General features: G+C 70.5%; 26 protein-coding genes. 8 read left to right on the top strand and 18 right to left on the bottom strand.

What is annotated here, in order from left to right; translation table 11 throughout:
* Nucleotides 1-13: 13 nt before the first annotated feature.
* Nucleotides 14-343, bottom strand: coding sequence for a hypothetical protein (locus DEJ43_RS25270; RefSeq protein WP_015036226.1), 330 nt, complete (start codon nucleotides 341-343; stop codon nucleotides 14-16).
* 199 nt (nucleotides 344-542) lie between these two features.
* Here DEJ43_RS25270 and DEJ43_RS25265 point away from each other — a divergent pair, with 199 nt between their 5' ends.
* The gene (locus DEJ43_RS25265; protein WP_015036225.1) at nucleotides 543-1,577 is read left to right on the top strand and encodes an LLM class flavin-dependent oxidoreductase; all 1,035 of its coding nucleotides are present in this window, start codon (nucleotides 543-545) and stop codon (nucleotides 1,575-1,577) included.
* A gap of 132 nt (nucleotides 1,578-1,709) precedes the next feature.
* Here the strand turns inward: DEJ43_RS25265 and DEJ43_RS25260 are convergent, their stop codons facing one another.
* Nucleotides 1,710-2,102 (bottom strand): SCO5389 family protein, encoded by a 393-nt coding sequence (locus DEJ43_RS25260; RefSeq protein WP_015036224.1) that lies wholly within the window; start codon nucleotides 2,100-2,102, stop codon nucleotides 1,710-1,712.
* A 251-nt stretch (nucleotides 2,103-2,353) separates the two neighbouring features.
* On the opposite strand from DEJ43_RS25260, the gene nucS reads away from it, so the two are divergent.
* Nucleotides 2,354-3,034 (top strand): endonuclease NucS, encoded by a 681-nt coding sequence (gene nucS, locus DEJ43_RS25255; protein ID WP_041662872.1) that lies wholly within the window; start codon nucleotides 2,354-2,356, stop codon nucleotides 3,032-3,034.
* 192 nt (nucleotides 3,035-3,226) lie between these two features.
* Here nucS and DEJ43_RS25250 read toward each other — a convergent pair whose 3' ends face one another.
* The 4 genes from DEJ43_RS25250 to DEJ43_RS25235 all read right to left on the bottom strand — a co-directional run bounded on the left by DEJ43_RS25250 (nucleotide 3,227) and on the right by DEJ43_RS25235 (nucleotide 8,159).
* A complete protein-coding gene (locus tag DEJ43_RS25250) occupies nucleotides 3,227-5,869 on the bottom strand; it encodes an ATP-binding protein (protein ID WP_015036222.1) in 2,643 nt (880 codons plus the stop codon).
* Nucleotides 5,870-6,082: 213 nt separating this feature from the next.
* The gene (locus DEJ43_RS25245; protein WP_015036221.1) at nucleotides 6,083-6,406 is read right to left on the bottom strand and encodes an STAS domain-containing protein; all 324 of its coding nucleotides are present in this window, start codon (nucleotides 6,404-6,406) and stop codon (nucleotides 6,083-6,085) included.
* A 126-nt stretch (nucleotides 6,407-6,532) separates the two neighbouring features.
* On the bottom strand, nucleotides 6,533-7,381 hold the full coding sequence (locus DEJ43_RS25240) for a 3-hydroxyacyl-CoA dehydrogenase family protein (RefSeq protein WP_015036220.1): 849 nt from the start codon (nucleotides 7,379-7,381) through the stop codon (nucleotides 6,533-6,535).
* A gap of 139 nt (nucleotides 7,382-7,520) precedes the next feature.
* Nucleotides 7,521-8,159, bottom strand: a complete 639-nt coding sequence (locus DEJ43_RS25235; RefSeq protein ID WP_015036219.1) for a TetR/AcrR family transcriptional regulator — start codon at nucleotides 8,157-8,159, stop codon at nucleotides 7,521-7,523.
* A 105-nt stretch (nucleotides 8,160-8,264) separates the two neighbouring features.
* Here DEJ43_RS25235 and DEJ43_RS25230 point away from each other — a divergent pair, with 105 nt between their 5' ends.
* From DEJ43_RS25230 to DEJ43_RS25220, 3 genes are read left to right on the top strand one after another with little or no spacing between them, the layout of a single operon-like run.
* Nucleotides 8,265-9,053 carry an ABC transporter ATP-binding protein gene (locus DEJ43_RS25230; RefSeq protein WP_015036218.1) on the top strand — a complete coding sequence of 263 codons (789 nt, stop codon included), beginning with the start codon at nucleotides 8,265-8,267 and terminating at the stop codon, nucleotides 9,051-9,053.
* Nucleotides 9,047-9,796: an ABC transporter permease gene (locus DEJ43_RS25225; protein WP_015036217.1), complete on the top strand. Its 750-nt coding sequence runs from the start codon at nucleotides 9,047-9,049 to the stop codon at nucleotides 9,794-9,796. The genes DEJ43_RS25230 and DEJ43_RS25225 overlap by 7 nt, the downstream gene beginning before the upstream one ends.
* A gap of 14 nt (nucleotides 9,797-9,810) precedes the next feature.
* The gene (locus tag DEJ43_RS25220; RefSeq protein WP_015036216.1) at nucleotides 9,811-10,383 is read left to right on the top strand and encodes a cob(I)yrinic acid a,c-diamide adenosyltransferase; all 573 of its coding nucleotides are present in this window, start codon (nucleotides 9,811-9,813) and stop codon (nucleotides 10,381-10,383) included.
* Here the strand turns inward: DEJ43_RS25220 and DEJ43_RS25215 are convergent.
* A complete protein-coding gene (locus DEJ43_RS25215) occupies nucleotides 10,303-10,929 on the bottom strand; it encodes a hypothetical protein (protein WP_015036215.1) in 627 nt (208 codons plus the stop codon). The genes DEJ43_RS25220 and DEJ43_RS25215 overlap by 81 nt on opposite strands.
* Before the next feature lie 152 nt (nucleotides 10,930-11,081).
* Here DEJ43_RS25215 and DEJ43_RS25210 point away from each other — a divergent pair, with 152 nt between their 5' ends.
* From DEJ43_RS25210 to DEJ43_RS25200, 3 genes are all read left to right on the top strand, one after another.
* Nucleotides 11,082-12,278: a sensor histidine kinase gene (locus DEJ43_RS25210; RefSeq protein ID WP_015036214.1), complete on the top strand. Its 1,197-nt coding sequence runs from the start codon at nucleotides 11,082-11,084 to the stop codon at nucleotides 12,276-12,278.
* Entirely contained in the window at nucleotides 12,275-12,928 is a 654-nt protein-coding gene (locus DEJ43_RS25205; RefSeq protein WP_015036213.1) for a response regulator, read from the top strand. The genes DEJ43_RS25210 and DEJ43_RS25205 overlap by 4 nt, the downstream gene beginning before the upstream one ends.
* 132 nt (nucleotides 12,929-13,060) lie before the next feature.
* Complete coding sequence (locus DEJ43_RS25200; protein ID WP_459170938.1) at nucleotides 13,061-14,908, top strand: glycosyl hydrolase family 18 protein; 1,848 nt, start codon at nucleotides 13,061-13,063, stop codon at nucleotides 14,906-14,908.
* A 57-nt stretch (nucleotides 14,909-14,965) separates the two neighbouring features.
* Here the strand turns inward: DEJ43_RS25200 and DEJ43_RS25195 are convergent, their stop codons facing one another.
* The 11 genes from DEJ43_RS25195 to DEJ43_RS25145 all read right to left on the bottom strand — a co-directional run bounded on the left by DEJ43_RS25195 (nucleotide 14,966) and on the right by DEJ43_RS25145 (nucleotide 24,917).
* The gene (locus tag DEJ43_RS25195; protein WP_015036211.1) at nucleotides 14,966-15,412 is read right to left on the bottom strand and encodes a DUF2550 domain-containing protein; all 447 of its coding nucleotides are present in this window, start codon (nucleotides 15,410-15,412) and stop codon (nucleotides 14,966-14,968) included.
* Between the two features lie 142 nt (nucleotides 15,413-15,554).
* Complete coding sequence (locus DEJ43_RS25190; protein ID WP_015036210.1) at nucleotides 15,555-15,929, bottom strand: F0F1 ATP synthase subunit epsilon; 375 nt, start codon at nucleotides 15,927-15,929, stop codon at nucleotides 15,555-15,557.
* A 113-nt stretch (nucleotides 15,930-16,042) separates the two neighbouring features.
* Nucleotides 16,043-17,485: a F0F1 ATP synthase subunit beta gene (gene atpD / locus DEJ43_RS25185; RefSeq protein WP_015036209.1), complete on the bottom strand. Its 1,443-nt coding sequence runs from the start codon at nucleotides 17,483-17,485 to the stop codon at nucleotides 16,043-16,045.
* Complete coding sequence (locus tag DEJ43_RS25180; protein WP_015036208.1) at nucleotides 17,485-18,402, bottom strand: F0F1 ATP synthase subunit gamma; 918 nt, start codon at nucleotides 18,400-18,402, stop codon at nucleotides 17,485-17,487. Before DEJ43_RS25180 ends, atpD begins: the two co-directional genes overlap by 1 nt.
* 20 nt (nucleotides 18,403-18,422) lie before the next feature.
* The gene (gene atpA / locus DEJ43_RS25175) at nucleotides 18,423-20,021 is read right to left on the bottom strand and encodes a F0F1 ATP synthase subunit alpha (RefSeq protein ID WP_015036207.1); all 1,599 of its coding nucleotides are present in this window, start codon (nucleotides 20,019-20,021) and stop codon (nucleotides 18,423-18,425) included.
* A gap of 149 nt (nucleotides 20,022-20,170) precedes the next feature.
* Complete coding sequence (locus tag DEJ43_RS25170; protein WP_015036206.1) at nucleotides 20,171-20,986, bottom strand: F0F1 ATP synthase subunit delta; 816 nt, start codon at nucleotides 20,984-20,986, stop codon at nucleotides 20,171-20,173.
* Nucleotides 20,983-21,528, bottom strand: coding sequence for a F0F1 ATP synthase subunit B (locus tag DEJ43_RS25165; protein ID WP_015036205.1), 546 nt, complete (start codon nucleotides 21,526-21,528; stop codon nucleotides 20,983-20,985). The genes DEJ43_RS25170 and DEJ43_RS25165 overlap by 4 nt, the downstream gene beginning before the upstream one ends.
* A gap of 41 nt (nucleotides 21,529-21,569) precedes the next feature.
* A complete protein-coding gene (gene atpE, locus DEJ43_RS25160) occupies nucleotides 21,570-21,803 on the bottom strand; it encodes an ATP synthase F0 subunit C (RefSeq protein WP_010474382.1) in 234 nt (77 codons plus the stop codon).
* 92 nt (nucleotides 21,804-21,895) lie between these two features.
* Entirely contained in the window at nucleotides 21,896-22,705 is an 810-nt protein-coding gene (gene atpB / locus DEJ43_RS25155) for a F0F1 ATP synthase subunit A (protein WP_015036204.1), read from the bottom strand.
* 222 nt (nucleotides 22,706-22,927) lie between these two features.
* Complete coding sequence (locus DEJ43_RS25150) at nucleotides 22,928-23,341, bottom strand: Cg1360 family ATP-synthase-associated protein (RefSeq protein WP_015036203.1); 414 nt, start codon at nucleotides 23,339-23,341, stop codon at nucleotides 22,928-22,930.
* Between the two features lie 262 nt (nucleotides 23,342-23,603).
* A complete protein-coding gene (locus DEJ43_RS25145; protein WP_041662871.1) occupies nucleotides 23,604-24,917 on the bottom strand; it encodes an MraY family glycosyltransferase in 1,314 nt (437 codons plus the stop codon).
* Between the last annotated feature and the right edge of the window lie 17 nt (nucleotides 24,918-24,934).

Here is a 24,934-nt window from a genome sequence, read left to right as displayed (position 1 = left end):
CCCGGGCCCCGGCTCAGTACCTCGGCGCGTTACGGGACCGCTGCACCCTGCTGGTGCGGCGGTCCTTGGCGTTCCAGCAGGCCTTGTGCCAGTGCCGCCGGTCGTCCACCCCGCCGTACTCCGGCCAGGCGACCACGTGCGGGGCGCCGGGCGGGATCTCCTGGTCGCAGCCGGGGCAGCGGTAGCGCTTGCCGGGTGCGCTCGCGCCGGCGACGAGGCGCACGTACCACTCCTCGCCCTGCCAGGTCTCGCTGCGCTGCGCGCCGCCGTACCGGTCGCCGGTGTCGCCCGGCTGCTGCGCGGGCTTCTCGCCGCCTCGGGAGCGGTTGTGGCGCGGGGACACGGGCACACCTCACGGGGTCTGGGAACACGGACCGTTCCGTCCAGCCTACGGGCCGCGACACGGTGCCCCGGGCCCGGTCCGGGACGGCTTAGCCGAAAATCGCAAGAACTTCATGAAGAGCCGTTGCCTTTGGCACGTGTCAGACGTTGGTGCCAGTGCGAGGGGAGTTACGCGTCGGCCGCGAAGGAGGCAGAAGGCGATGCGCGTGGGTACGTTCGTTCTGGCCGCACAGTTCCCGGGTCAGGGACAGGGTGAGGCCCTCCACCGGGCGGTGCGGACCGCCGAGGTCGCCGAGGAGGCGGGGCTCGACTCGGTCTGGCTGGCCGAGCACCACTTCGTGCCGTACGGGGTCTGCCCGTCGGCCGTGACCCTGGCGGCACTGCTGCTCGGCAGGACGCGGAGGCTGCGGGTGGGCACGGCGGTGAGCGTGCTGCCGACGGTTCATCCGGTCGCGCTCGGCGAGCAGGCGGCGCTGCTCCACCTCACCTCGGGCGGAAGGTTCACCCTCGGGGTGGGCCGGGGCGGCCCCTGGGTGGACCTGGAGGTCTTCGGCGCGGGCCTCGGCGCGTACGAGAAGGGCTTCCCCGAATCGCTCGACCTGCTGCTGCGCTGGCTGAGCGAGCCCCGGGTGGGCGCCCAGGGAGAACGATTCGCCTTCCGTGAGGTGCCGGTCGTCCCGCGCCCCGACGAGCTGATCGGCGGGGACCCCGCCCCCGAGGTGGTGGTGGCCTGCACCTCGCCGAAGAGCGTGCGGCTCGCCGCCGAGCGCGGCCTTCCGATGCTGCTCGGCATGCACTGCGGCGACGAGGACAAGGCCGAGATGGTCGCGGCCTGGGCGCGCTGCGCGCGGGAGGCCGGGCGGGACCCGGACGAGATCGCGCGGATCGGCGGCCGGCACGTCTCGGCGGGCGTCGCCCAGCTCGCGGACCGGGCGGCGGACGCGGCCGAGGCGCTGGTGAAGGCCATGCCGGGCTGGCTGAAGCAGGGGCTCGACGCGCACGTGACGGTGGACGGCCGGCACCGGGCGATGCGGGACCCCGTCGCGTACACGGAGCTGCTGTGCGGACTGCACCCGGTGGGCACGCCCCGGCGCGCGGCGGACCGGCTCGCGGCGACGGCGGAGCGTACGGGCATCACCCGGTTCGCGCTGCTCGCCGAGGGCACCGGCGACCTCGCGGCGACCGAGGAGAACGTGCGGCGGCTGGGCGCGGAGGTCCTGCCGCTGCTCGTCTGACCGGTCCGTACGGCCGGGCGGCCCGTACGGCCGGGCACGGTGCTGTGCTGCCGCTCCGGCATCCCTTGGCGGCGATGCGCGTCGACACGCATCGATCGCGTCTCCCACGACGCGGAGCGGCAGCACCACGGCTCAGCAGTCGCGCAGTTCCGGCGACTGGTTCAGCAGCTGCCCCCGTACGGAAGTGAAGCGGGCGAGCCGCTCGTCCACCGACGGGTCCAGCGGGAACACCGCCACGCGGTGGCAGTTCTGGAAGGCGAGACGCACCCCGAAATGCCGCTGCAGCGCACCACGAATGGCATCGCTCGCGAGCGCGCGCAGCAGCTGACCACGTGCCTGCTCATTCGGCGGCGGCGTCTGGTTGTCGGCGAACTCTCCGCCGTCGACCTTCAGCTGGGCCACCAGAGAACTGATCATCTCCCATGCGTAGGGCAGGGAGGTCCGGACGCAGTCGACGAAGTCGGCTTCGTCGACCTCGCCTCGCTCGGCCTGTTCCAACAGTGCCGGTGAGACGTCGAGCGACATGGGTTCTCCTCTCGCGACCCCGCGGGGCGGGGTCTTGCGGGCAGGGACGAAGGCCGGGCCGCCCGACACGCAGCGTGCACGGACGACGACCTCCAGCTTCCACGGTAAGCGTGCAATCCTGACCGCACCAGGAGATGGGGAACACAACCGGCTGATAACCGACGGGTGTTCGGCTCAGGATCATGCCCGGAAGGCCTCCGGGTGATGCCCGAATCGCGCGGAAGAGCGCCCGTCTTGTAGCGTTGCCGACCATGCGTCTCGTCATTGCCCGTTGCTCCGTGGACTACGCGGGCCGGCTCACGGCCCACCTGCCCTCCGCGCCCCGTCTCATCCTGGTCAAGGCAGACGGCAGCGTCTCCGTCCACGCGGACGACCGGGCGTACAAACCGCTCAACTGGATGTCCCCGCCGTGCACCCTCAAGGAGAACTACGACGGTGACGCCGGCGAGGCGGGCGTCTGGACCGTGATCAACAAAGCGGGCGAGAAACTGATCATCACGATGGAGGAGATCCTCCACGACTCCTCGCACGAACTGGGTGTGGACCCGGGTCTCATCAAGGACGGCGTCGAGGCGCACCTGCAGGAGCTGCTCGCCGACCGCATCGAGACCCTCGGCGACGGCTACACCCTGATCCGCCGCGAGTACCCGACGGCGATCGGCCCGGTGGACATCCTGTGCCGTGACTCCGACGGCGCGACGGTCGCAGTGGAGATCAAGCGACGCGGCGAGATCGACGGCGTCGAGCAGCTGACCCGCTACCTGGAACTGCTCAACCGCGACCCGCACCTGGCTCCGGTGCGCGGCGTGTTCGCGGCGCAGGAGATCAAGCCGCAGGCGCGGGTGCTCGCGACGGACCGCGGGATCGGCTGCGTGGTGCTGGACTACGACGCCCTGCGGGGCATCGAGGACGACAAGCTGCGGCTGTTCTGACGACGGCTCGACGGACGGCGGTACGGGGACGGCCCCGGGTGCGGTGAACGCGCCCGGGGCCGTCCTTCGTCGTGCTTCGCCGTCCTTCGCCGTGCTTCGCCGTCCTTCGCCGTGCTTCGCCGTCCTTCGCCGTGCTTCGTCGTCCTTCGCCGTGCTCGTCGCGCTCGTCGTCCCCGTACCGCGGTACGTCCGTCAGGCCGGCGTCTCCGAGGCGGTGGAGTCGCCGGGGGCGGGCGGGGCGCCGAGGGACGAGGAGGCGGAGTTGCTGGGGCCGTCCGTGCTCTCGCCGGGCGGAGTGGTCGTCGGCGGGGTCGTGGTCGCCGGCGGCGCGGTCGTCGTCGCAGGCGGCGTCGTCGTCGTGGTCGTCGGCTTCGGCGTCGTCGTCGGCTTCGGCGGGGTCGTGGTCGTCGGCTTCGGCGGCCGGGTCGTCGAGCCCGTCGGCGGGGCCGTCGTCCCCGTGGGGGCCGTGGTCGTCGTCGGGCTCTGCGAGGACGACGGGGTGCCGGAGGTGGTGGCGGTGCCGCCCGTGCTCGCCGTGCCCGACGGGGAGGTGTTCCCGGAGGCCGAGGGGTTCGGGGCGCCGGAGTGGGTGGGGTCGCCGGTCTCGCCCGGCTTGCCCTCCTCGCCCTCGGCGGGCTCCTCCCCCGTGTCGGACCCGTCGCCGGTGGAGCCGTCGGTGGCGGTGCTGTCGGACGTGACGTGGTTGGTGGCCGGGTCCTCGCCGTTGCCGGAGGTGGCACCGAGGGTCACGACGGTGCCGAGGACGGCGACGAGCAGCGCGCCCGCGCCGACGGCGGCGAGGTTGCGGCGCGCGCCGTTGAGGATGCCCCCCTTGAGGCCGCCCAGGGCGCCCAGGGCGCCGCCCCGGGCGGGGGCCGGGCCGCTGATGAGCGTCGGGCCCTCGTCGGCGAAGTCGGGGAACGCCGGGGCCGGTGGCTGCCCCGGGCCCCGCCCGGGGATGCCGGCGGGCGCGGCCGGGGCCTTGCGGAGGGCTCCGCCCGGCAGCGGCGCGGTGGGGGGCTCGGGGGCCGTGCGGCGGGCGGCGGGGCCGCGCAGGGCCGGGGTGCCGCGCGGCGGGGAGACGGGCTCCAGGGCGGCGTGCTCCCCGGAGAGGTCGGCGACGAGGGCGAGCGCCCGGCGGCCGGCGACGGTGCCGCGCTTGTCGGCGAGCGCCCCGCGCATGCCGATCGAGGCCTCCAGCTCGGCGCGGGCCCGCTCCAGGTGGCCCGCGCACAGGGCGAGGATGCCGAGCTCGTGGTGGAAGTAGGCCTCCTCGGCGACCTCGCCGGCGCGCCGGGCGGCCTCCTGCCCGGCCCGCAGGGCCCGCTCCCAGGCGCCCCAGTGCAGTCCGGCGGCGAAGGCGGGGGCGGCGGCGCGGGCGAGCCGGACGGCGGTGGCGCGGTGCTCGGCGGCGGCCTCGGGTGCGGTGCTCCCGGCGACGAGGGCGGTGAGGGCGGCGAGCAGGGCGTCGGACTCGGCGGCGGCTCGCTCGGGGGTGACGGAGGGGTGGGCGGCCCACCAGGCGTAGTGCTGGGCGACGGTGTGGGCGCGGTCGGCGGCCTCGGTGGCGTACCCGTGGGCGAGGAGCTGGGTGAGCACTCCGGCGGCGAGCCGGTAGCGGGGGCCGGCCGGGGAGAGCAGTCCGCAGGCCATGAGTTCGCCGAGGGCGGCGTCGGCGTGGGTGTCGCCGACGAGGGCCGGGAGGTGGGCCTGGTGCGGGACCTCGCCGCCGAGGGCGACGGCGAACCGCAGGGCGGCCTGGGCGGAGCGGCTGAGCCGGGAGGCGAGGAGGGCGGCGGGGGCGGCGCCCTCGCCGAGGCTGGGCAGGGGTATCTCGCGCAGTTCGACGTCGGGGTCGTCGAGTCCGTCGAAGGCCGCCGCGGCCGTGTCGGCGTCGGTCGGGCCGAAGGCCTCTTCGAGGGCGCCGAAGGCGTCGAACTCTGCGGGGGTGACGCGCAGCCGGTCGCGCTGCCGGAGCAGGGCGCCGGCCTGGACGAAGCGGAGCGGGAGTCCTTCGGACTCGAACCACAGGTCGCCGGCCCAGTTGGCCTCGTCGTCGGTGAGGGTCCGGCCGGCGGCGCTCTCCAGGAGCGTGAGGGCGGCGCCGCGGCCGAGGCCGCCGAGCTGAACCTCTTCGACGGCCCCGTCGGCCGAGGGGGCGGGTACGTCGGGTGTGGCGGCGAGGAGGAAGGCGCACTCCGGGGCGGCGGCGAGGAGTTCGTCGAGGGCGGCGCCGCCGAACTCCAGGTCGTCGACGACCACGACGGCGCCGATCTCGCGGAGCCGGTCGAGGAGCTCGGCCCGGCCGGGCCGGTGGTCGGGGGCGTACCGGACGGCGACGAAGAGTTCGTGGAGGAGTTCGGCGGGGGTGCGGTGGAGGCCGGAGAGGCGGACGACGCCGTCGGGTGCGAGTCCGGCGCAGTCGGCGGCGACCGCGTCGAGGAGGGTGCTGCGGCCGGACCCGGCGGGGCCGGTCAGGCGGGCGGAGCGGCCGCGGCCGAGGATGGCGGTGAGGCGCTCGCGCTCCTCCTGGCGTTCGAGGAGGGGCAGTGCGGGCGCGGGCGGGCCCGGCGGTACGGGCGGGGCGGCGGCGCGGACGGCCTCGGCGCGTTCCTCGGTGGTGCGGGGGCGCGGGGCGGCGGGTTCCTGTCCGGGCGGGCAGGGTTCGATCTCGCTGCCGTCGACGGGGTTGACGGTGACGAGCAGGTCGCCTGAGACGAGCCGGACGACGCGGGCACGCGCGGGTGCGGGCGCGGGGGTGCCGCGTCCCTGGCGGGCGTCCTCGCCCTCGGCGTCGTGTCCGTACTCCTCCGGCCCCCGGTTGATCGGGTCCATGGTTCAAGCCCCTCAGGAAGCGGTGTCCGGTGCCCGCCGGGTGGGTCCGTCAATGTGCAGGCGACCGAACCCTAGACCGTGGTCAGACGCTCGGGAACAGGTGGGGTGCCCGCGAGACCCAGTCGTCACGGTCTTGTGAGGATTGAGCGTGACGCCTGGTTCGTACGGCTGCTTCACATGCGTCACCGCCGTCCGTCCCGGCCCGGGGTGCGGTCACACCCGGGGCAGGGACTCCAGGGCGAGGCCGCCCTCGATGGCGAGGATGCGGTGCAGCTTCGTGGCGACGAGCAGCCGCTGCATCTGGGGCGGTACGCCGCGCAGGACGAGCCGTCGGCCGCAGCGGCCGGCCCGTCGGTGGGCGCCCATGATGACGCCGAGCCCGGTCGCGTCCCAGGAGTCGAGGCCGGTCAGGTCGAGCACCAGGTCGCCGACTCCGTCGTCGACGGCCGAGTGCAGGACCGTACGGGCGTCCGCCGCGCTGCGGACGTCGAGGCGGCCCCCGACGACCAGCTCGACGTGGTCGCCCCTGATGTGCATATGCGCTCCCCGAGAGTGCTCCGTCTTCGCAACAACTGACTGCCGCACCGGCAGAAGCGTTGCGCCCTGTCAGCGAACCGGTACCGAAATTCACCCCACGGGGTGAGGCGGAGTGGCGGGTACGGCTCAGTACTTGTAGAAGCCCTGCCCGCTCTTGCGGCCGATGTCACCCGCGTCCACCATCCGGCGCATCAGCTCCGGCGGTGCGAACTTCTCGTCCTGGGACTCGGTGTAGATGTTGTTGGCGGCGTTCACCAGGATGTCGATGCCGGTGAGGTCGGCGGTGGCGAGCGGGCCCATGGCGTGGCCGAAGCCGAGCTTGCAGGCGATGTCGATGTCCTCGGCGGTGGCGACGCCGGACTCGTGGAGCTTGGCCGCCTCGACGACGAGGGCCGAGATGAGGCGGGTGGTGACGAAGCCGGCGACGTCGCGGTTGACGACGATGCAGGTCTTGCCGACGGACTCGGCGAACTCGCGGGCGGTGGCGAGGGTCTCGTCGCTGGTCTTGTAGCCGCGGACGAGCTCGACGAGCTGCATCATCGGGACCGGCGAGAAGAAGTGGACGCCAACGACGGCCTCGGGACGCTCGGTCACCGCGGCGATCTTGGTGATCGGGATCGCGGAGGTGTTGGAGGCGAGAACGGCGCCGTCCTTGGCGATCTTGTCGAGCGAGCGGAAGATCTCGTGCTTGACGTCGAGGTTCTCGAAGACGGCCTCGACGACGACGTCCGCGTCGGCGACGGCTTCGAGTTCGGTGGTGGCGGTGATCCGGCCGAGGGCGGCCTCGGCGTCGGCGGCGTCCAGCTTGCCCTTGGCGACGAAGCGCTCGTACGAGGCCTTGATGCCGTCGGTGCCGCGGGTGAGCGCGGCGTCGGTGACGTCACGCAGGACGACGTCCCAGCCCGCCTGTGCCGAGACCTGCGCGATGCCGGACCCCATGAGTCCGGCCCCGATGACGGCGAGCTTCCTGGCCACGATGTTCCACCCCTCAACGCCTGTTCACTTCTGACTCTTCGGCGGAGATTAGCGGTCGGGAGGCGCCATGTGACCGTGAAGTAATGCGCGTCACGCCCTCTTTGACGGACGTCACACTCACGACACCCCGTTCGGGCGGTCAGCCCTCCCGTACGGCGTACGTCAGCACCCGTTCGCCCAGCAGCTCCTCGATCTCGTCGAGGAGCACGAGGGCCTCGCGGGAGACGGTGGTCGCCTTGCCCCCGGCGGTCATCGCGCGGGTGATGTAGCCGACGACGGTGGTCTCGATCCAGGCGAGCTGTCCGCCGACGAGCAGCGGCAGCGGGTCGTCGTCGGGTGCGCCGGTCTCCTCCCGGAGGGTGGCGACGACGGCCTCGTTGACCTGCTCCTGGAGGTGGAAGAGCCGGGCCTTCAGGGTGGGGGCGTGCTCGATGACGTTCATGAAGGCGTCGAAGCCGTCCATGAGTCCGTACGCGGGCGAGACGGCGCCGATGTCCTGGCGGAGCTCGCGCAGGACGGCGGCGGCGGCGGACTCGCCGCGGTCGCGGCCGCGGATCATCCGGGCGAGGCGCTGGGTGACCCCGTCCATCCGGTCGAGGAAGAGGTCCTCCTTGGCCGGGAAGTAGTTGTAGACGGTGTTGACGGAGACGTCCGCCGCCTCGGCGACGTCGGCGACGGTCACGTGGACGAAGCCGCGCTCCAGGAAGAGTCCGGTCGCGATGTCCGAGATCCGCTGTTTCGTCTCGCGCTTCTTGCGTTCCCTGAGTCCCTCGGCCATGGGCTCATCCTAGGCTCCCTGAAACTTCGGTGTCATGGCAAATTTGAGCCCCATGAAATTTTGGAGGCGTTGCAAAATTTCAGTGACTCTGTTTTCGTGGTCGCCATGCCCATCATCAGCACGGCCGGGCTCGCCCGGACCTTCACCACCGCGGGCGGCCCCGTCGAGGCCGTCCGCGGGATCGACCTCACCGTCCGGCCCGGCGAGATCCTCGGACTCCTCGGCCCCAACGGAGCGGGCAAGACCACCACGCTCCGGATGCTCACCACGCTCCTGCCGCCCACCGCCGGCGCCGCCACCGTCGCCGGCCACGACCTCGTACGGGACCCCGCCGCCGTACGCCGCCGGATCGGGTACGTCGCCCAGTCCGGCGGCCTCGACCCCCAGGAGACCGTCCGCTCCGAGCTCGTCACCCAGGCCCGCCTCTACGGCATGAACCGGGCCCGCGCCACGGCCCGCGCCGAGGAGCTCGCCGCCGAACTCGGCCTCACCGAGCTCCTCGACCGCCGCACCCCGGCCCTCTCCGGCGGCCAGCGCCGCCGCGTCGACCTCGCCATGGGACTCACCCACCGGCCGGAGATCCTCTTCCTCGACGAACCGACGACCGGCCTCGACCCCGGCAGCCGCGCCGACCTGTGGGCCCTGGTGCGCCGGCTCCGCGACGAGCACGGCACCACCGTCGTCCTCACCACCCACTACCTCGACGAGGCCGACACCCTCGCCGACCGGCTGGTGATCGTCGACCGGGGCACGGTCGTCGCCGAAGGCACCCCGGCCGCCCTCAAGACCGCCCACGACGCCGCCACCCTCCAGGACGCCTTCCTCGCCGTCACCGGCCGCGCCCCGGCCCCCGTCGACCCGGCCCCCCTCGCCGTACCGGAGCTCCGATGCTGATCCACGACACCGCGCTCCTCTTCGGGCGCTACACCCGCCAGACCCTGCGCTCCCCGTTCCAGATCTTCTTCGGCACCCTCATGCCGCTGCTCTACCTGCTCTTCTTCGGCCCGCTGCTCACCGGACTCCCGCTGGGCCGCGAGGGCGACTCCTGGCAGATCCTCGTCCCCGGACTGCTGCTCCAACTCGGGCTCTTCGGCGCCTCGTTCGCCGGGTTCTCGATCATCATGGAGAAGAACTGGGGCGTGTTCGACCGGATGCGCGTCACCCCGGTGAGCCGGCTCGCGCTGCTGCTCGGCCGGGTCCTGCGGGACGCCGCCCTCTTCGTCTTCCAGGCGGTCCTGCTCGTCCTCGTCGCCCTGCCGATGGGCCTGCGGGCCCCGCTCGCCGGCATCCTGATCGGCTTCGGCTTCGTGGCACTGCTCTCGGTGGCGCTGGCCTCGCTCTCGTACGCCCTCGCCCTGAAGCTGCGCACCCCGCAGGAGTTCGGTCCCGCGATCAACACGCTCGCGATGCCCGCGATGCTGCTGTCGGGCCTGATGCTGCCGATGGCCCTCGCACCCGGCTGGCTGGACGTCCTCTCGCACCTGATGCCGTTCCGCTATCTGGTGGACGCGGTCCGCGAGGCGTACATCGGCCACTACACGACACCGACCCTGCTGTACGGGGTGCTCGTCGCCCTCGCGGTCGCCGCGCTCGCCGTGACGGTGGGCACACGGACGTTCCGCAGGACCGTCGCCTAACTAGGCTGGGTGCCATGGTCAATCTGACGCGCATCTACACCCGTACCGGCGACCAGGGCACCACGGCGCTCGGCGACATGAGCCGGACCGCCAAGACGGATCTGCGGATCTCGGCCTACGCCGACGCCAACGAGGCCAACGCCGCCATCGGCACGGCGATCGCCCTCGGGCAGCTCGACGAGGAGGTCGTGAAGGTCCTCGTCCGGATCCAGAACGACCTCTTCGACGTGGGCGCGGACCTCTGCACGCCGGTCGTGGAAGACCCCCAGTACCCGCCGCTGCGGGTCGAGCAGTCGTACGTCGACAAGCTGGAGGCCGACTGCGACCTCTTCCTGGAGCCGCTCGACAAGCTCCGCTCCTTCATCCTGCCGGGCGGCACGCCCGGTGCGGCCCTGCTGCACCAGGCGTGCACGGTGGTCCGGCGGGCGGAGCGCTCCACCTGGGCGGCCCTGGAGGTGCACGGCGAGACGATGAACCCGCTGACGGCGACGTACCTCAACCGCCTGTCAGACCTGCTCTTCATTCTTGCGCGGACCGCCAACCGGGAGGTCGGGGACGTGCTCTGGGTCCCGGGCGGGGACCGCTGAGGACCGCTCGCCCGCCGGGGCCTTCTTCGGCCAGATCGCGTAACTGAGCGCGATCAGGCCGTGGATGCCCGCCGCCCGCCAGGCGACGAAGATCCAGCCGTACAGGCTGTCGGTGTTCCCGTCGTCGCCGACGTACAGGGCCGCCAGGAGCAGCAGGCCCGAGGCCACCGCCGCCGCCGTCACCGAGCCAAGCCAGACCTTGCCCTCGTGACGGGCGCGGGCCATCCCGTACCGCGGCGGCTTCGGCGGCGGGGGCGCGCCGCCGAGACGGTGCGCCGCGTGGCCGTCGAGCCACTTCACCGTGCGGTGGCCGTGACCGACCGTGTAGCCGATGTAGAGCGCGGCGAGGCCGTGCTTCCAGCTGGGGTCGGCGCCGTTCTTCAGATCGATCGCGGTGACGACCAGGAGCAGGACCTCCAGGAGCGGCTCGCAGAGCAGCAGCGCGAGACCCGTCCGGGGCATCTTCAGGAGGTATCGGGTGGCGAGGCCGGCGGCCAGCAGGACCCAGAAGCCGACCTCGCAGACGACGATCAGCGTGACGATCACGACGGTTCCCCTTTCGGTTCCCCTTCAGCCTCCCGTGCGGTCCGGCCCGATACGTCGTCGGCGGTGACGAGCTGCCCCTACATCGTTCGACGGAGGGACGGATCGGCCCGGACGAGGAGGTCGGCGCGGGTGCGGGCGTGTTGGATGAACGGGTGAGACTCCCCCGCCCCCACCGCCTCGACCTGATCATCGCCCTCGCGGGCTTCGCCACCGGCCTGCTCCTGTGGTCCTTCGGCCTCTACACGACCGGCGACCGCGTCTTCGACCAGCGGTGGGCTGCGCTGGTCCCGCTCGCCGCGATGGCCTCGGCGGAGACGCTGCGCCGGACGATGCCGCGGACGGCGATGGTCGTCGGCACGCTCGCGCTCGTCGGGGACCAGTTCACCAACGGGAACCTGGCCACGGTCCTGATGTACACGGACGTGGTCTACGCCGCCGTCGTGTACGGCTCACCCGCCTCCGCCCGGCGCATCCCGTACACCACCGGGCTGATCACCGTCGCGATCACCGTCGGCTTCCTCGTCTGGTGGCAGAACGCGATCGCCCTGCTCGTGGGCGTGCTCAGCGGAATGATCTCCTTCATGCCCGCCATGACCGGCGCGGTCGTCCGCAACCACCGGGAGGCCGCGGAGGCGGCCCGGCTGCGCGCCGAACAGACGGCGCTGCTCGCCGAGATGGACCGCAGCCAGGCCGTCGTGGCCGAGCGGGCCCGGATGGCGCGCGAGCTCCACGACATGGTCGCGAACCACCTCTCGGCGATCGCGATCCACTCCACCGCGGCACTCTCCATCGACGAACCGGCCACCACCCGGCAGGCGCTGAGCGTCATCCGGGAGAACAGCGTGGCGGGCCTCTCGGAGATGCGGCGGCTCATCGGGCTGCTCCGGGCCAGCAGCGGGGACGCGGAGCCGGCCGCCGCACCCACCCTCGCCGGTCTGGACGCCCTCATCGACCAGGCGCGGGCGAACGCCCGGCCCAGCGGACTCCACCTGGTGCTCGACGACACCCGGGATTCGGCGGCGGGCCTGCCGGCGCCGGTGGAGCTGGCCGCGTACCGGATCGTGCAGGAGTCCCTGACGAACGCGCTCAAGCACGCGGCGCCGGGAGAGGTCCGGGTGGTGCTCGCCCGGCGGCGGGGAGCCCTTACGGTCGAGGTGACGAGTCCGGCCGGCGAACGCCCCGGCCCGACCGCGCCCGGTTCGGGCGCGGGCCTGGTGGGGATGCGGGAGCGGGTGGACCTGCTCGGCGGTGTGTTCGAGGCGGGTCCGGTGGCGGACGACGAGGGACGGAAGCGATGGCGCGTCCGGGCGGAACTGCCCGTGGACGCGAGTGACGAGGAGCGGGCGTGACGGTGCGGGTGGTGGTCGCCGAGGACCAGTCGGCGGTACGGGCGGGGCTGGTGCTGATCCTGGGCAGCGCGCCGGACATCGAGGTGGTGGGCGAGGCGGCGGACGGGGAGCGGGCGGTGGCGCTGGCGCGCGAACTGCGCCCGGATCTGGTGCTGATGGATGTGCAGATGCCCCGGATGGACGGGGTGACGGCGACCGGGATCGTGACGTCGGAGGGGCTCGCCGACGTGCTGGTCCTGACGACCTTCGATCTCGACGAGTACGTGTTCGGCGCGCTGCGGGCGGGGGCGTCGGGCTTCCTGCTGAAGAACGCGGACGCCCGTGAGCTGATCGAGGCGGTACGGACGGTGGCGCGCGGCGAGGGTCTGATCGCCCCCGCGGTGACCCGGCGGCTGATCGCGGAGTTCGCCGCGCCGAGCCGTCCGGCGCGGCCCGCCGGGGGGACGGATCCGGGGGTGCTGGACGCGCTGACGCCCCGGGAGCGGCAGGTGCTGTCGAAGCTGGGCGAGGGGCTGTCGAACGCGGAGATCGCGGTACGGCTCGACATGGCGGAGGCGACGGTGAAGACCCATGTCAGCAAGGTGCTGGGGAAGCTGGAGCTGCGGAGCAGGGTCCAAGCGGCGGTCCTGGCACAGGAGTTGGGCGTCTAGGGGGACAACGGCGACGTTGGTCTGGACCTCTTGACGGTTGGTCCAGACCTTTCTACGCTCGCGGGGCGCGCGCATCTTCACGGACCACCGGACCACCCCCACCCATGTCCGTCCGCAACTTGAGGAGCACCGTTGAGCACTCAAGCACCGACGCGCAGAGAAGGGTTCAGACGCCGGGCCGCCGCCGGTCTGACCGCCCTGATCCTGCCCCTGGCCGCCATGGTCGGCCTCGCCACCCCCGCCGAAGCCGCCACCTCGGCCACCGCCACGTACACCAAGGTCTCCGACTGGGGCACCGGCTTCGAGGGCAAGTGGACGGTGAAGAACACCGGCACCACCACCATCACCTCCTGGGCCGTCGAATGGGACTACCCCGCCGGCACCGCCGTCACCTCCGCCTGGGACGCCACCGTCACCAGCTCCGGCAACCACTGGACCGGCAAGAACGTCGGCTGGAACGGCACCCTCGCCCCCGGCGCCAGCATCTCCTTCGGCTTCAACGGCAGCGGAGCCGGCGCCCCCAGCGGCTGCAAGATCAACGGCGCCGCCTGTGACGGCACCAGCCAGCCCGGCGACAACGCCCCCTCCGCCCCCGGCACCCCCGTCGCCTCGAACATCACCGACACCTCGGTGAAGCTCACCTGGACCGCGGCCACCGACGACAAGGGCATCAAGAACTACGACGTCCTGCGCGACGGCACCAAGATCGCCACCGTCACCGGCCTCACCCACACCGACCAGGGCCTGACCGCCGGCACCGACTACAGCTACGCGGTCGTCGCCCGCGACACCATCGACCAGACCGGCCCCGCCGCCGGCCCGGTCGCCGTCCGCACCACCGGCGGCGGAGGCGGCCAGCCGCTCCCCAACGCCGTGAAGATGGGCTACTTCACCAACTGGGGCGTCTACGGCCGCAACTACCACGTGAAGAACATCGTGACCTCGGGCTCCGCGTCCAAGATCACCCACATCAACTACGCCTTCGGCAACGTCACGGGCGGCAAGTGCACCATCGGTGACGCCTACGCCGACTACGACAAGGCCTACACCGCCGACCAGTCCGTCGACGGCGTCGCCGACACCTGGGACCAGCCGCTGCGCGGCAACTTCAACCAGCTGCGCAAGCTGAAGAAGGCCTACCCGAACATCAAGATCCTCTGGTCCTTCGGCGGCTGGACCTGGTCCGGCGGCTTCGGCCAGGCCGTGCAGAACCCGGCCGCCTTCGCGCAGTCCTGCTACGACCTGGTGGAGGACCCGCGCTGGGCCGACGTCTTCGACGGCATCGACCTGGACTGGGAGTACCCCAACGCCTGCGGTCTCTCCTGTGACACCAGCGGCGCCGCGTCCTTCAAGAACATGATGCAGGCCATGCGCGCCAAGTTCGGCGCCAACTACCTCATCACCGCGGCCGTCACGGCCGACGCCTCCGCCGGCGGCAAGATCGACGCCGCCGACTACGCGGGCGCCGCGCCGTACATGAACTGGTTCAACGTCATGACGTACGACTTCTTCGGCGCCTGGGCGGCGCAGGGCCCGACGGCCCCGCACTCCCCGCTCACCTCGTACGCCGGCATCCCGCAGGCGGGCTTCAACTCCGCCGAGGCGATCGCCAAGTTCAAGGCCAAGGGCGTCCCCGCCAACAAGCTGCTGCTCGGCATCGGCTTCTACGGACGCGGCTGGACCGGCGTCACCCAGGCCACCCCCGGCGGCACCGCCACCGGCCCGGCCCCGGGCACGTACGAGCAGGGCATCGAGGACTACAAGGTCCTCAAGAACACCTGCCCGGCCACCGGCACCGTCGCCGGCACCGCCTACGCCAAGTGCGGCAGCAACTGGTGGAGCTACGACACCCCGGCCACGGTCACGTCCAAGATGAGCTGGGCGAAGAACCAGGGCCTGGGCGGCGCGTTCTTCTGGGAGTTCAGCGGTGACACCGGCAACGGCGAACTGGTCGGCGCCATCCACACCGGCCTGAACTAGCGCCGGTGAACGAGAAGCGGGGGCCGGCGCAGCACGCCGACCCCCGCTTCTTCACACCTAGGCGACATTCACCCGCTGCCCGGGCGGCGCCGCCTCCAGCCAGGCCATGAAACCCGTCCGGGCGTCCTCGCTCATCGCGAGCTCCAGCCGCACACCCTCGTACATACAAGGCTGGATCACCATGTCGGAGAGGAGCGCGAGCTCCTCCTCGCCCTCCGGCATCCGGCGCTCCAGGGCCACGATGGACGAACGCTCAAGGACCCGGCGCGGGCGGGGCGCGTACGAGAAGACACGGAACCAGGCGATCTCGTCACCGCTGTAGCGGGCGACGCCGTACACCCAGCCCTTGCCGCTGGGATCCGGCTCGTCCGGGACGTTCCAGTGCAGCGAGCAGTCGAAGGTGCCGCCGGCCCGCTGGATCAGCCTGCGGCGCAGTCCGAAGACGAAGAGCCCGATCACCACCAGTGCGACGACCAGGCCGCACACGAGCAGAGCGAGGAACATCTTCACCGACCTCCTCGCTGCGTCCCGTAGCCGGCACCGCCGGCAGAACCGAATACAACCTGCATCTGCATCGCCTCAGCCGCGGCACGGTCTGGAAAATTCCAGCCGTGCCGCGGCTGAGGGCACTACTCTGCGCGGACCGTCAGCGGACCGCTACCGCGCGCAGCCGGACGTCGGCGCGCCGCTCGGCGGCCGCGTCGTCGTCCGCCTTCGCACGCTCCAGCGCGCGCTCGGCGCGCTGGGCGTCGATCTCGTCCGCCAGCTCGCAGATCTCCGCGAGCAGAGACAGCTTGTCGTCGGCGAACGAGATGAATCCGCCGTGGACGGCGGCGACGACGGTCGCGCCCTCGCTCGTACGGATGGTCACCGGGCCCGACTCCAGCACACCGAGCAGCGGCTGGTGGCCGGGCATGACGCCGATGTCGCCGGAGGTGGTACGCGCGATGACCAGGGTGGCCTCGCCGGACCAGACACTCCGGTCCGCGGCGACCAGCTCGACGTGCAGCTCAGCAGCCAAGGGTGGCTCCTCGGGTCACCACCCGGCGGTCGTGCCGGGTGTTGGGGTCAATTCTAGTGGGCGTGGTGAGGGGGGCGGGACCGGATCCCGCCCCCCTCGGGAGAGCACGGGGCTCAGGAGACGCCGAGCTCCTTGGCGTTCTTCTTGAGGTCCTCGAGACCACCACACATGAAGAAGGCCTGCTCGGGGAAGTGGTCGTACTCACCGTCGCAGATCGCGTTGAACGCGGCGATCGACTCGTCGAGCGGAACGTCCGAACCGTCCACACCGGTGAACTGCTTCGCCGCGTGGGTGTTCTGGGACAGGAAGCGCTCGACACGGCGGGCGCGGTGGACAACGAGCTTGTCCTCCTCGCTCAGCTCGTCGATACCGAGGATCGCGATGATGTCCTGGAGGTCCTTGTACTTCTGCAGGATTCCCTTGACGCGCGTGGCGGCGTCGTAGTGGTCCTGCGCGATGTAGCGCGGGTCCAGGATCCGGGACGTGGAGTCCAGCGGGTCCACGGCCGGGTAGATGCCCTTCTCGGAGATCGGACGGGAGAGAACCGTCGTCGCGTCGAGGTGGGCGAAGGTGGTCGCCGGCGCCGGGTCGGTGAGGTCGTCGGCGGGGACGTAGATCGCCTGCATCGAGGTGATCGAGTGACCACGGGTCGAGGTGATGCGCTCCTGGAGGAGACCCATCTCATCGGCCAGGTTCGGCTGGTAACCCACCGCGGACGGCATGCGGCCGAGCAGGGTCGACACCTCGGAACCGGCCTGGGTGAAGCGGAAGATGTTGTCGATGAAGAACAGCACGTCCTGCTTCTGCACATCGCGGAAGTACTCCGCCATGGTCAGACCGGCGAGGGCCACGCGCAGACGGGTGCCCGGGGGCTCGTCCATCTGGCCGAAGACCAGCGCGGTCTTGTCGAGAACGCCGGCCTCCTCCATCTCCACCATGAGGTCGTTGCCCTCACGGGTGCGCTCGCCGACACCGGCGAAGACGGAGACACCGTCGTGCAGCTTGGCCACACGGACGATCATTTCCTGGATCAGAACGGTCTTGCCGACACCGGCACCACCGAACAGACCGATCTTTCCACCCTTGACGTACGGGGTGAGAAGGTCGACGACCTTCAGGCCGGTCTCGAACATCTCGGTCTTGGACTCGAGCTGGTCGAAGGCGGGGGCCTTGCGGTGGATCGTCCAGCGCGGCGCGTCGGCCACGGTGGACTCGTCCGCGTTCAGCACCTGACCCAGCGTGTTGAACACGCGGCCCTTGGTGACGTCGCCGACGGGCACCGTGATGCCGTCGCCGGTGTCCACCACGGGGGCCTGGCGGACCAGACCGTCGGTGGGCTGCATCGAGATGGTGCGGACCACGCCGTCACCGAGGTGCTGGGCGACCTCGAGGGTCAGGGTCTTGGTCCCGCCCTCGACGGCCGGGTCCGGAACCTGGACGTTCAGCGCGTTGTAGATCTCCGGCATCGCGTCGACGGGGAACTCCACGTCGACGACCGGGCCGATGACCCGGGCGACGCGGCCCGTGGCGGCGGCCGTCTCAACAGTGGTCGTCATTACTTGTCACTCCCCGCGGTCGCGTCGGCCAGGGCTGCGGTGCCACCGACGATCTCGCTGATTTCCTGGGTGATTTCGGCCTGGCGGGCCGCGTTGGCAAGTCGGGAGAGGTTGTTGATCAAGTCTCCCGCGTTGTCGGTCGCCGACTTCATCGCGCGTCGCGTGGCGGCGTGCTTGGAAGCAGCCGACTGCAGCAGCGCGTTGTAGATCCGGCTCTCGACGTACCGGGGCAGCAGGGCGTCGAGGACGTCCTCCGCCGACGGCTCGAAGTCGTACAGCGGACGAAGGGTGTCCTTGTCGCCCGCCTCCTTCGCCACCTCGTCGAGGCTGAGGGGCAGCAGCCGGGCCTCGACCGCCGTCTGCGTCATCATCGAGACGAACTCGGTGTAGACGATGTGGAGCTCGTCCACACCACCCTCCGCCGTGTCCTGCTCGATCGCCTCGATCAGCGGAGCCGCGATCGTCTTGGCGTCGCCGTACGACGGCTGGTCCGTGAACCCGGTCCACGAGCCGGCCAGCTTCCGCTCACGGAAGTTGTAGTGCGCGATACCACGACGGCCGACGACGTAGATCGTGACCTCGCGGCCCTCGCCCTCGAGCTTCGCCGTGAGCTTCTCCGCCGCCTTGATGGCGTTGGAGTTGAAGGCACCGGCCAGACCGCGGTCGCTCGAAAGGAGCAGGACCGCGGCGCGGATCGGGTTCTCCGCCTCGGTGGTCAGCGGGTGCTTGTCGTTCGCACCCGTGGCCACCGCCGTGACCGCGCGCGTCAGCTCGGTCGCGTACGGAGTCGACGCCTGCACCTTGCGCTGCGCCTTGACGACACGCGAGGCGGCGATCATCTCCATCGCCTTGGTGATCTTCTTCGTCGCGGTGACGGATTTGATGCGACGCTTGTAGACCCGGAGCTGCGCTCCCATGAGTCAGGTCCCTTCCGTCGTCACTTCGAGACGTTGACGGCGGCAGGAGCGTCCTCGCCCAGCAGCTTGCCGTCAGAGGTCTCGAACTGCTTCTTGAACTCCGCGATGGCGTCGCCCACGGCCGTCAGGGTGTCGTCGGACATCTTGCCGCCCTCACGGATGGAGGTCATGAGACCCGAGTGGTTCTGGCGGAGGTACGCCAGGAGCTCGGCCTCGAAGCGACGGATGTCGACGACCGGGACGTCGTCCATCTTGCCGGTGGTGCCGGCCCAGACGGAGACGACCTGGTTCTCGGTGGGCATCGGCTGGTACTGAGCCTGCTTGAGCAGCTCGACCATGCGCTGTCCACGCTCCAGCTGCGCCTTGGAGGCGGCGTCCAGGTCGGAACCGAAGGCGGCGAACGCCTCCAGCTCACGGAACTGGGCCAGGTCCACGCGGAGGCGACCGGAGATCTGCTTCATCGCCTTGTGCTGGGCGGAGCCACCGACACGCGAGACCGAGATACCGACGTTCAGGGCCGGACGCTGGCCGGCGTTGAACAGGTCGGACTCCAGGAAGCACTGGCCGTCGGTGATGGAGATGACGTTGGTCGGGATGAACGCCGACACGTCGTTCGCCTTGGTCTCGACGATCGGAAGACCGGTCATCGAACCGGCACCCAGCTCGTCCGAGAGCTTCGCGCAGCGCTCGAGCAGACGCGAGTGCAGGTAGAAGACGTCACCCGGGTAGGCCTCACGGCCCGGCGGGCGGCGCAGCAGCAGCGACACGGCGCGGTAGGCGTCGGCCTGCTTCGACAGGTCGTCGAAGACGATCAGGACGTGCTTGCCCTGGTACATCCAGTGCTGACCGATGGCGGAGCCGGTGTACGGCGCCAGGTACTTGAAGCCGGCCGGGTCGGACGCCGGGGCGGCGACGATCGTCGTGTACTCGAGCGCACCGGCCTCTTCCAGGGCGCCGCGCACGGACGCGATGGTCGAGCCCTTCTGGCCGACGGCGACGTAGATGCAGCGGACCTGCTTGTTCACGTCGCCCGAGCGCCAGTTGTCGCGCTGGTTGATGATCGTGTCGACGCACAGAGCGGTCTTGCCGGTCTGACGGTCACCGATGATCAGCTGACGCTGACCACGGCCGACCGGCGTCATGGCGTCGACGGCCTTGTAGCCGGTCTCCATCGGCTCGTGCACCGACTTACGGGCCATAACGCCCGGGGCCTGCAGCTCGAGGGCGCGGCGGCCCTCGGTCGCGATCTCGCCGAGACCGTCGATCGGGTTGCCGAGCGGGTCGACGACGCGACCCAGGTATCCCTCACCGACGCCGACGGAGAGGACCTCGCCGGTGCGCTGCACCGACTGACCCTCCTCGATGCCGCTGAACTCGCCGAGGACGATCGCACCGATCTCGCGCTCTTCGAGGTTCAGCGCGAGACCGAGGGTCCCGTCCTCGAACTTCAGCAGCTCGTTCGCCATGGCCGAGGGAAGACCCTCGACCTTCGCGATACCGTCACCGGCCAGGCTGACCGTGCCGACCTCCTCGCGCGAGGCCGCGTCCGGCTGGTACGACTGGACGAAGTTCTCCAGTGCGTCCCGGATCTCCTCCGGCCGGATCGTGAGCTCCGCCATCTGGGTTCCCTGCTCTCCTTGTTGGGCCCGAAGTTTCTTAAGGGGTCTGGGGGCCGACCCCCAGGAATCTTCTGCAATCTCTGCACGGCCCAACCGGGCCGCTGGTGATGCTGTGTAGCTGTGATGCCTTGTGCTGCTGGTGACGACCGTCAGCCGGCCAGTCGACGGGTCGCCTCGCCGAGGCGCTCCGCGATCGAGCCGTTGATGACCTCGTCGCCGACCTGCACCGTGATCCCGCCGAGGACCGAGGGGTCCACGTCCAGGTTCAGGTGCATCTCGCGGCCGTACAGCTTCGCGAGTACGGCTCCGAGGCGCTGCTTCTGCTGGTCCGACAGCGGCACCGCCGAGGTGACGACGGCGACCATCCGGTTCCGGCGCGCCGCGGCGAGCTTGGACAGGGACTCGAGTCCCGCTTCCAGGCTACGTCCCCGGGGCTGGGTCACCAGACGGACGACCAGACGCTCGGTGGCGGCGTTGGCCTTGCCGCCGAGCAGGCTGCGGAGCAGCTCGCCCTTGGCGGTGGCCGTGGCGGCCTTGTCCGTCAGCGCCGAGCGCAGCTCGGGGCTGGAGGACACGATCCGGCCGAAGCGGAACAGCTCGTCCTCGACGCCGTCGAGGGCGCCCGCCTTCTGCGCCGCGGTGAGGTCGGCGGTGTTCGCCAGTTCCTCGGTCGCGTCGACCAGGTCACGCGAGCGCGACCAGCGGGAACGCACCATGCCGGACACCAGGTCGACGGTCGCGCCGCCCACCTGACCGCTCAGGAGTCGCTGCGCGAGCTCGGCCTTGGCCTCACCCGACTGCGCGGGGTCGGTCAGGACCCGGCGCAGCGACACCTCGCGGTCGAGCAGCGTGGTGACTGCGGCCAGCTCGTCCGCGAGCGTCGTCGCGTCGGCCGACGTGTTGTCGGTCAGCGCGTCGAGGGACTCGCGTGCGGCGGCCAGTGCCTCGCGGCTCGCTCCGTTCATCGGACGGCCTCCGCCTTCTCCTCGAGCTCGTCGAGGAAGCGGTCGATCGTCCGGCTCTGGCGGGCGACGTCCTCGAGGGACTCGCCGACCAGCTTGCCGGCCAGGTCGGTGGCGAGCTTGCCCACGTCCTGACGCAGCGAAGCAGAAGCGGCCTTGCGGTCGGCCTCGATCTGCGTGTGACCGGCCGCGATGATCTCCTCGCGCTGGCGCTGGCCTTCCGCCTTCATCTCCTGGATGATCGCGGTGCCCTGCTCCGTCGCCTCCTGGCGAAGACGCGCGGCCTCGTGGCGGGCCTCGGCGAGCTGGGCCTTGTACTGCTCCAGCACACTCTGAGCCTCGATCTGGGCCGACTCGGCCTTCTCGATGCCACCCTCGATGGCCTCGCGGCGCTGCTCCAGAACCTTGTTGATGTTCGGGAGGAGCTTCTTGGCGAGGAAGCCGAAGACGATGACGAAGGCGATCAGGCCGATGACGAGCTCGTCGGCGTGCGGAATCAGAGGAGGCTGGGGCTCCTCCGCTGCCGCAAGAAGCAGAGCGTTCACATCAGTGCCTTCCGTAAAAAGATCTGGGCTTGGGGTCCGGCTTACTTGTAGACGAAGCCCATGACGATGCCGATGAGGGCGAGCGCCTCACAGAACGCGAAACCCATGATCTGGTTGGTGCGGATCAGGCCGGCAGCCTCGGGCTGGCGGGCGAGGGCCTGGGTGCCGTTACCGAAGATGATGCCGACGCCGACGCCGGGGCCGATGGCCGCGAGGCCGTAGCCGATGGAGGCGACGTTTCCGTTGACGGCGGCGAGAGTCTCGAGAGCGGACATGCCGGTTCTTCCTTCTCTTTCAAGGACCCGGTGGGGGTTGGCCACCGGACGACTGTTGGTAAGGGGGGTGGTGCTGCCGGTCAGGGCCGGACTCAGTGGTGCTCGGAGAGCGCGCCCTGGACGTAGCTGCAGGCCAGGAGCACGAAGACGTACGCCTGGACGGCCTGGATGAAGAGCTCGAAGGCGGTCATCACGAGGACCATCACGAACGAGGCGCCGGCGTAGACGAAGCCCAGGCCGTTCATGAGGTACCAGGTGGCGAGCGAGAACATCACGATCAGCAGGTGACCGGCGAACATGTTCGCGAACAGTCGGACCGCGTGCGTGAAGGGCCGGATCAGCAGGTTCGAGAAGAACTCGAGCACGACGACCAGCGGCAGGATCGGGCCGAGCGACTTGTCGTAGCCGACGATGTTCTTCCAGCCGCCGACGAAGCCGTGCTTCTTGAAGGTCAGCGACACCCAGAGGACGTAGACGATCAGCGCGAGTGCCGCCGGGAAGGCGATCAGCGAGGTGACCGGGAACTGGGCGAGCGGGATGATCGACCAGAGGTTCAGCATCCACACGAAGAAGAACATCGACACCATCAGCGGGACGTACTTCTCGCCGTCCTTCTTGCCGATGATCTCGTAGACGATGCCGCGGCGCACGAAGTCGTAACCGGCCTCACCGACCATCTGCATCTTGCCGGGGATCAGCTTGGGCTTGTTGAAGGCGGCCCAGAAGAACCCGACGACCACGAGCGAGCCCAGGATCGCGAGCAGCATCGGCTTGGTGAAGTCGAAGCCACCCACGGAGAACATGGGCTCGTACATGAACGTGTGCAGGCCCGGCGCCGGGAAGCCACATCCGGTGAAGATGTGGCAATCCGGGTCGAAGGCAAGCGTCTGGTCAGCACTCACCGCGGGCTCCTTCAGCGTGGCGCATAGGTACGGCAACCTCGTTGTGTCGGCGCGGCACGCAGCCGCGGGTCGGCACTGGACTGGTCTTACGGATAAGGGGGCGGCGGTTCGGCATCGAGCCTCGCGCTGGGACAGGCGTCTCGGATGCCCGCGCCCGCAGTGCCGCAGTTGGCACCGGACGATAGCAGGAAGCCGAACGCGGCTTTATCCCGGCCCTACCCTTCACGACTTCGACCCCGTCTTCTCGGGGTCGACGTACATGATCTTTGCCTTCATGTAGGCACGGGCCTGCGCGGCGACCCACACCACGGTCGTCGCGAGCAGCGTGAAGGCGAACGCCTTGAAGTCGAACAGCGTGGTGTTCTTGAACACGGCCAGGAAGATGAAGAGCAGCAGCAGTTGGGCCACGTAGAGCATGAGCCCCATGGCCTGGAAGAGCTGCGGCAGCGACCTCGCCGTCCGCTGGAGCACCACGAGCCCGATGCCCATGAAGAGGAGCACGACCAGGGTGCCGGCGACCGCGCCGATCGCACCCTTGCCGCCGCCGATCACGCCAGCGATGACCGTGGCGATCGCGCCGACGGCAGCGGTGGGGACGGCGGTGTGCAGCAGGGTGCGTGCGTCGTTGGACGGCATGGCGGTGTCTCCGCTTGATGGAGGGGGCGATGGTGTCGTCATGGACGAGCGTAAGCCCGGTCCGAGGTGGGTCTCGGGGCCAACGGACCGTCGCACTACGGTCTTTCGGCACTGTCGCCGGGTCTCGTGAACCGTATCACAAACTATTTGAATAGGTCTTTACCCATAAGGTGTGCCAACAGTCACACATGAGAGTTACTGCGCGCGTGTGTGCGCGACAGGACGGCGCCTTGTCTGCTAATGGCCGCTGATGCGGCTTTCGTCAACTTGGCGTTCCGGCCTTCCGCCTGTCGGTGAACCGCGCCCGGTTGCCGATGGCGGTGGAGCCGTGGAGCCCCGCGGGCACCGGAATCCGCTCCTCCTCGACCACGGCCGGCTCCGCGGCGACCGCCACGACGGGCGCCGGCCTGCGGCGGCGGTAACGCGGCGGCACGACCGACTGGGCCCAGCGCGGAGCGCGCGGCGTGAAGCGCGGCAGCAGGAGCAGCACCAGACCGATCGCGCTCAGCGCGACGACGCAGAGCACGATCCACATCGACGCCGAGTGGACCGAGTACGCCAGCGTCCCGAAGGCGATGAGCGCCGACCAGAAGTACATGATCAGGACCGCGCGGCTGTGCGAGTGCCCGATCTCCAGGAGCCGGTGGTGCAGGTGCCCGCGGTCCGCCGCGAATGGCGACTGGCCCTTCCACGTACGGCGGACGATCGCGAGGATCAGGTCCGCCATCGGGATCGCGATGATCGTCAGCGGCAGCACCAGCGGGATGAAGACCGGCAGCGCGGCGTGGGTGGCCTGACGGGTCGAGCCCTCGAAGATCTTCAGCGCGTCCGGGTCGACCTGGCCCGTGATCGAGATGGCGGAGGCCGCCAGGATCAGACCGATCAGCATCGAGCCCGAGTCGCCCATGAAGATCCGCGCCGGGTGCATGTTGTGCGGCAGGAAGCCCAGGCACATGCCCATGAGGATGACGGTGAAGAGCGTCGCGGGGGCGGCGGCCTCGATCGTGTAGCCGTACCAGAGGCGGTACGCGTACAGGAAGAAGGCGGCGGCGGCGATGCAGACCATGCCGGCGGCGAGACCGTCGAGACCGTCGACGAAGTTGACCGCGTTGATGGTGAGGACGACCAGGGCGACGGTCAGCAGCGTGCCCTGCCACGGGGTCAGCGAGACGACGCCCACACCGGGGATCGGCAGCCACAGGATCGTCAGACCCTGCGCGACCATGACACCCGCCGAGATCATCTGCGCGCCCAGCTTGATCAGGGCGTCCAGCTCGAACTTGTCGTCCAGGACGCCGATCAGCCAGATCAGGGCGGCGCCGGAGAGCAGCGCGCGCGGCTCGTTGGACAGCTCGAAGACGCTGTTCAGGTTCTGCAGGTGGTCGGCGACGAGCAGACCCGCGCACAGCCCGAAGAACATGGCGATGCCACCGAGCCGCGGAGTCGGTTCTCGGTGTACGTCGCGGGCGCGGATCTCCGGCATCGCCCCGGTCGCGATGGCGAACTTCCGCACCGGACCGGTGAGCAGATAGGTCACCGCGGCCGTGACACAGAGCGTCAGCAGGTAATCACGCACGGGCTGCCCCACAGGAA

It is taken from the genome of Streptomyces venezuelae ATCC 10712, assembly GCF_008639165.1.
In the GTDB taxonomy this organism is placed as follows: Bacteria; Actinomycetota; Actinomycetes; order Streptomycetales; family Streptomycetaceae; genus Streptomyces; species Streptomyces venezuelae.
Note: the sequence above shows the minus strand (reverse complement) of the source record. Positions and strands in the feature narration are given on the sequence as shown.

Coding starts and splice junctions, on each gene's coding strand:
- DEJ43_RS25265 (WP_015036225.1), top strand. CDS start 543: ATGCGCGTGGGTACGTTCGTTCTGGCCGCACAGTTCCCGGGTCAGGGA.
- DEJ43_RS25260 (WP_015036224.1), bottom strand. CDS start 2,102: ATGTCGCTCGACGTCTCACCGGCACTGTTGGAACAGGCCGAGCGAGGC.
- nucS (WP_041662872.1), top strand. CDS start 2,354: ATGCGTCTCGTCATTGCCCGTTGCTCCGTGGACTACGCGGGCCGGCTC.
- DEJ43_RS25250 (WP_015036222.1), bottom strand. CDS start 5,869: ATGGACCCGATCAACCGGGGGCCGGAGGAGTACGGACACGACGCCGAG.
- DEJ43_RS25245 (WP_015036221.1), bottom strand. CDS start 6,406: ATGCACATCAGGGGCGACCACGTCGAGCTGGTCGTCGGGGGCCGCCTC.
- DEJ43_RS25235 (WP_015036219.1), bottom strand. CDS start 8,159: ATGGCCGAGGGACTCAGGGAACGCAAGAAGCGCGAGACGAAACAGCGG.
- DEJ43_RS25230 (WP_015036218.1), top strand. CDS start 8,265: ATGCCCATCATCAGCACGGCCGGGCTCGCCCGGACCTTCACCACCGCG.
- DEJ43_RS25225 (WP_015036217.1), top strand. CDS start 9,047: ATGCTGATCCACGACACCGCGCTCCTCTTCGGGCGCTACACCCGCCAG.
- DEJ43_RS25220 (WP_015036216.1), top strand. CDS start 9,811: ATGGTCAATCTGACGCGCATCTACACCCGTACCGGCGACCAGGGCACC.
- DEJ43_RS25195 (WP_015036211.1), bottom strand. CDS start 15,412: ATGTTCCTCGCTCTGCTCGTGTGCGGCCTGGTCGTCGCACTGGTGGTG.
- atpD (WP_015036209.1), bottom strand. CDS start 17,485: ATGACGACCACTGTTGAGACGGCCGCCGCCACGGGCCGCGTCGCCCGG.
- DEJ43_RS25180 (WP_015036208.1), bottom strand. CDS start 18,402: ATGGGAGCGCAGCTCCGGGTCTACAAGCGTCGCATCAAATCCGTCACC.
- atpA (WP_015036207.1), bottom strand. CDS start 20,021: ATGGCGGAGCTCACGATCCGGCCGGAGGAGATCCGGGACGCACTGGAG.
- DEJ43_RS25170 (WP_015036206.1), bottom strand. CDS start 20,986: ATGAACGGAGCGAGCCGCGAGGCACTGGCCGCCGCACGCGAGTCCCTC.
- atpE (WP_010474382.1), bottom strand. CDS start 21,803: ATGTCCGCTCTCGAGACTCTCGCCGCCGTCAACGGAAACGTCGCCTCC.
- DEJ43_RS25150 (WP_015036203.1), bottom strand. CDS start 23,341: ATGCCGTCCAACGACGCACGCACCCTGCTGCACACCGCCGTCCCCACC.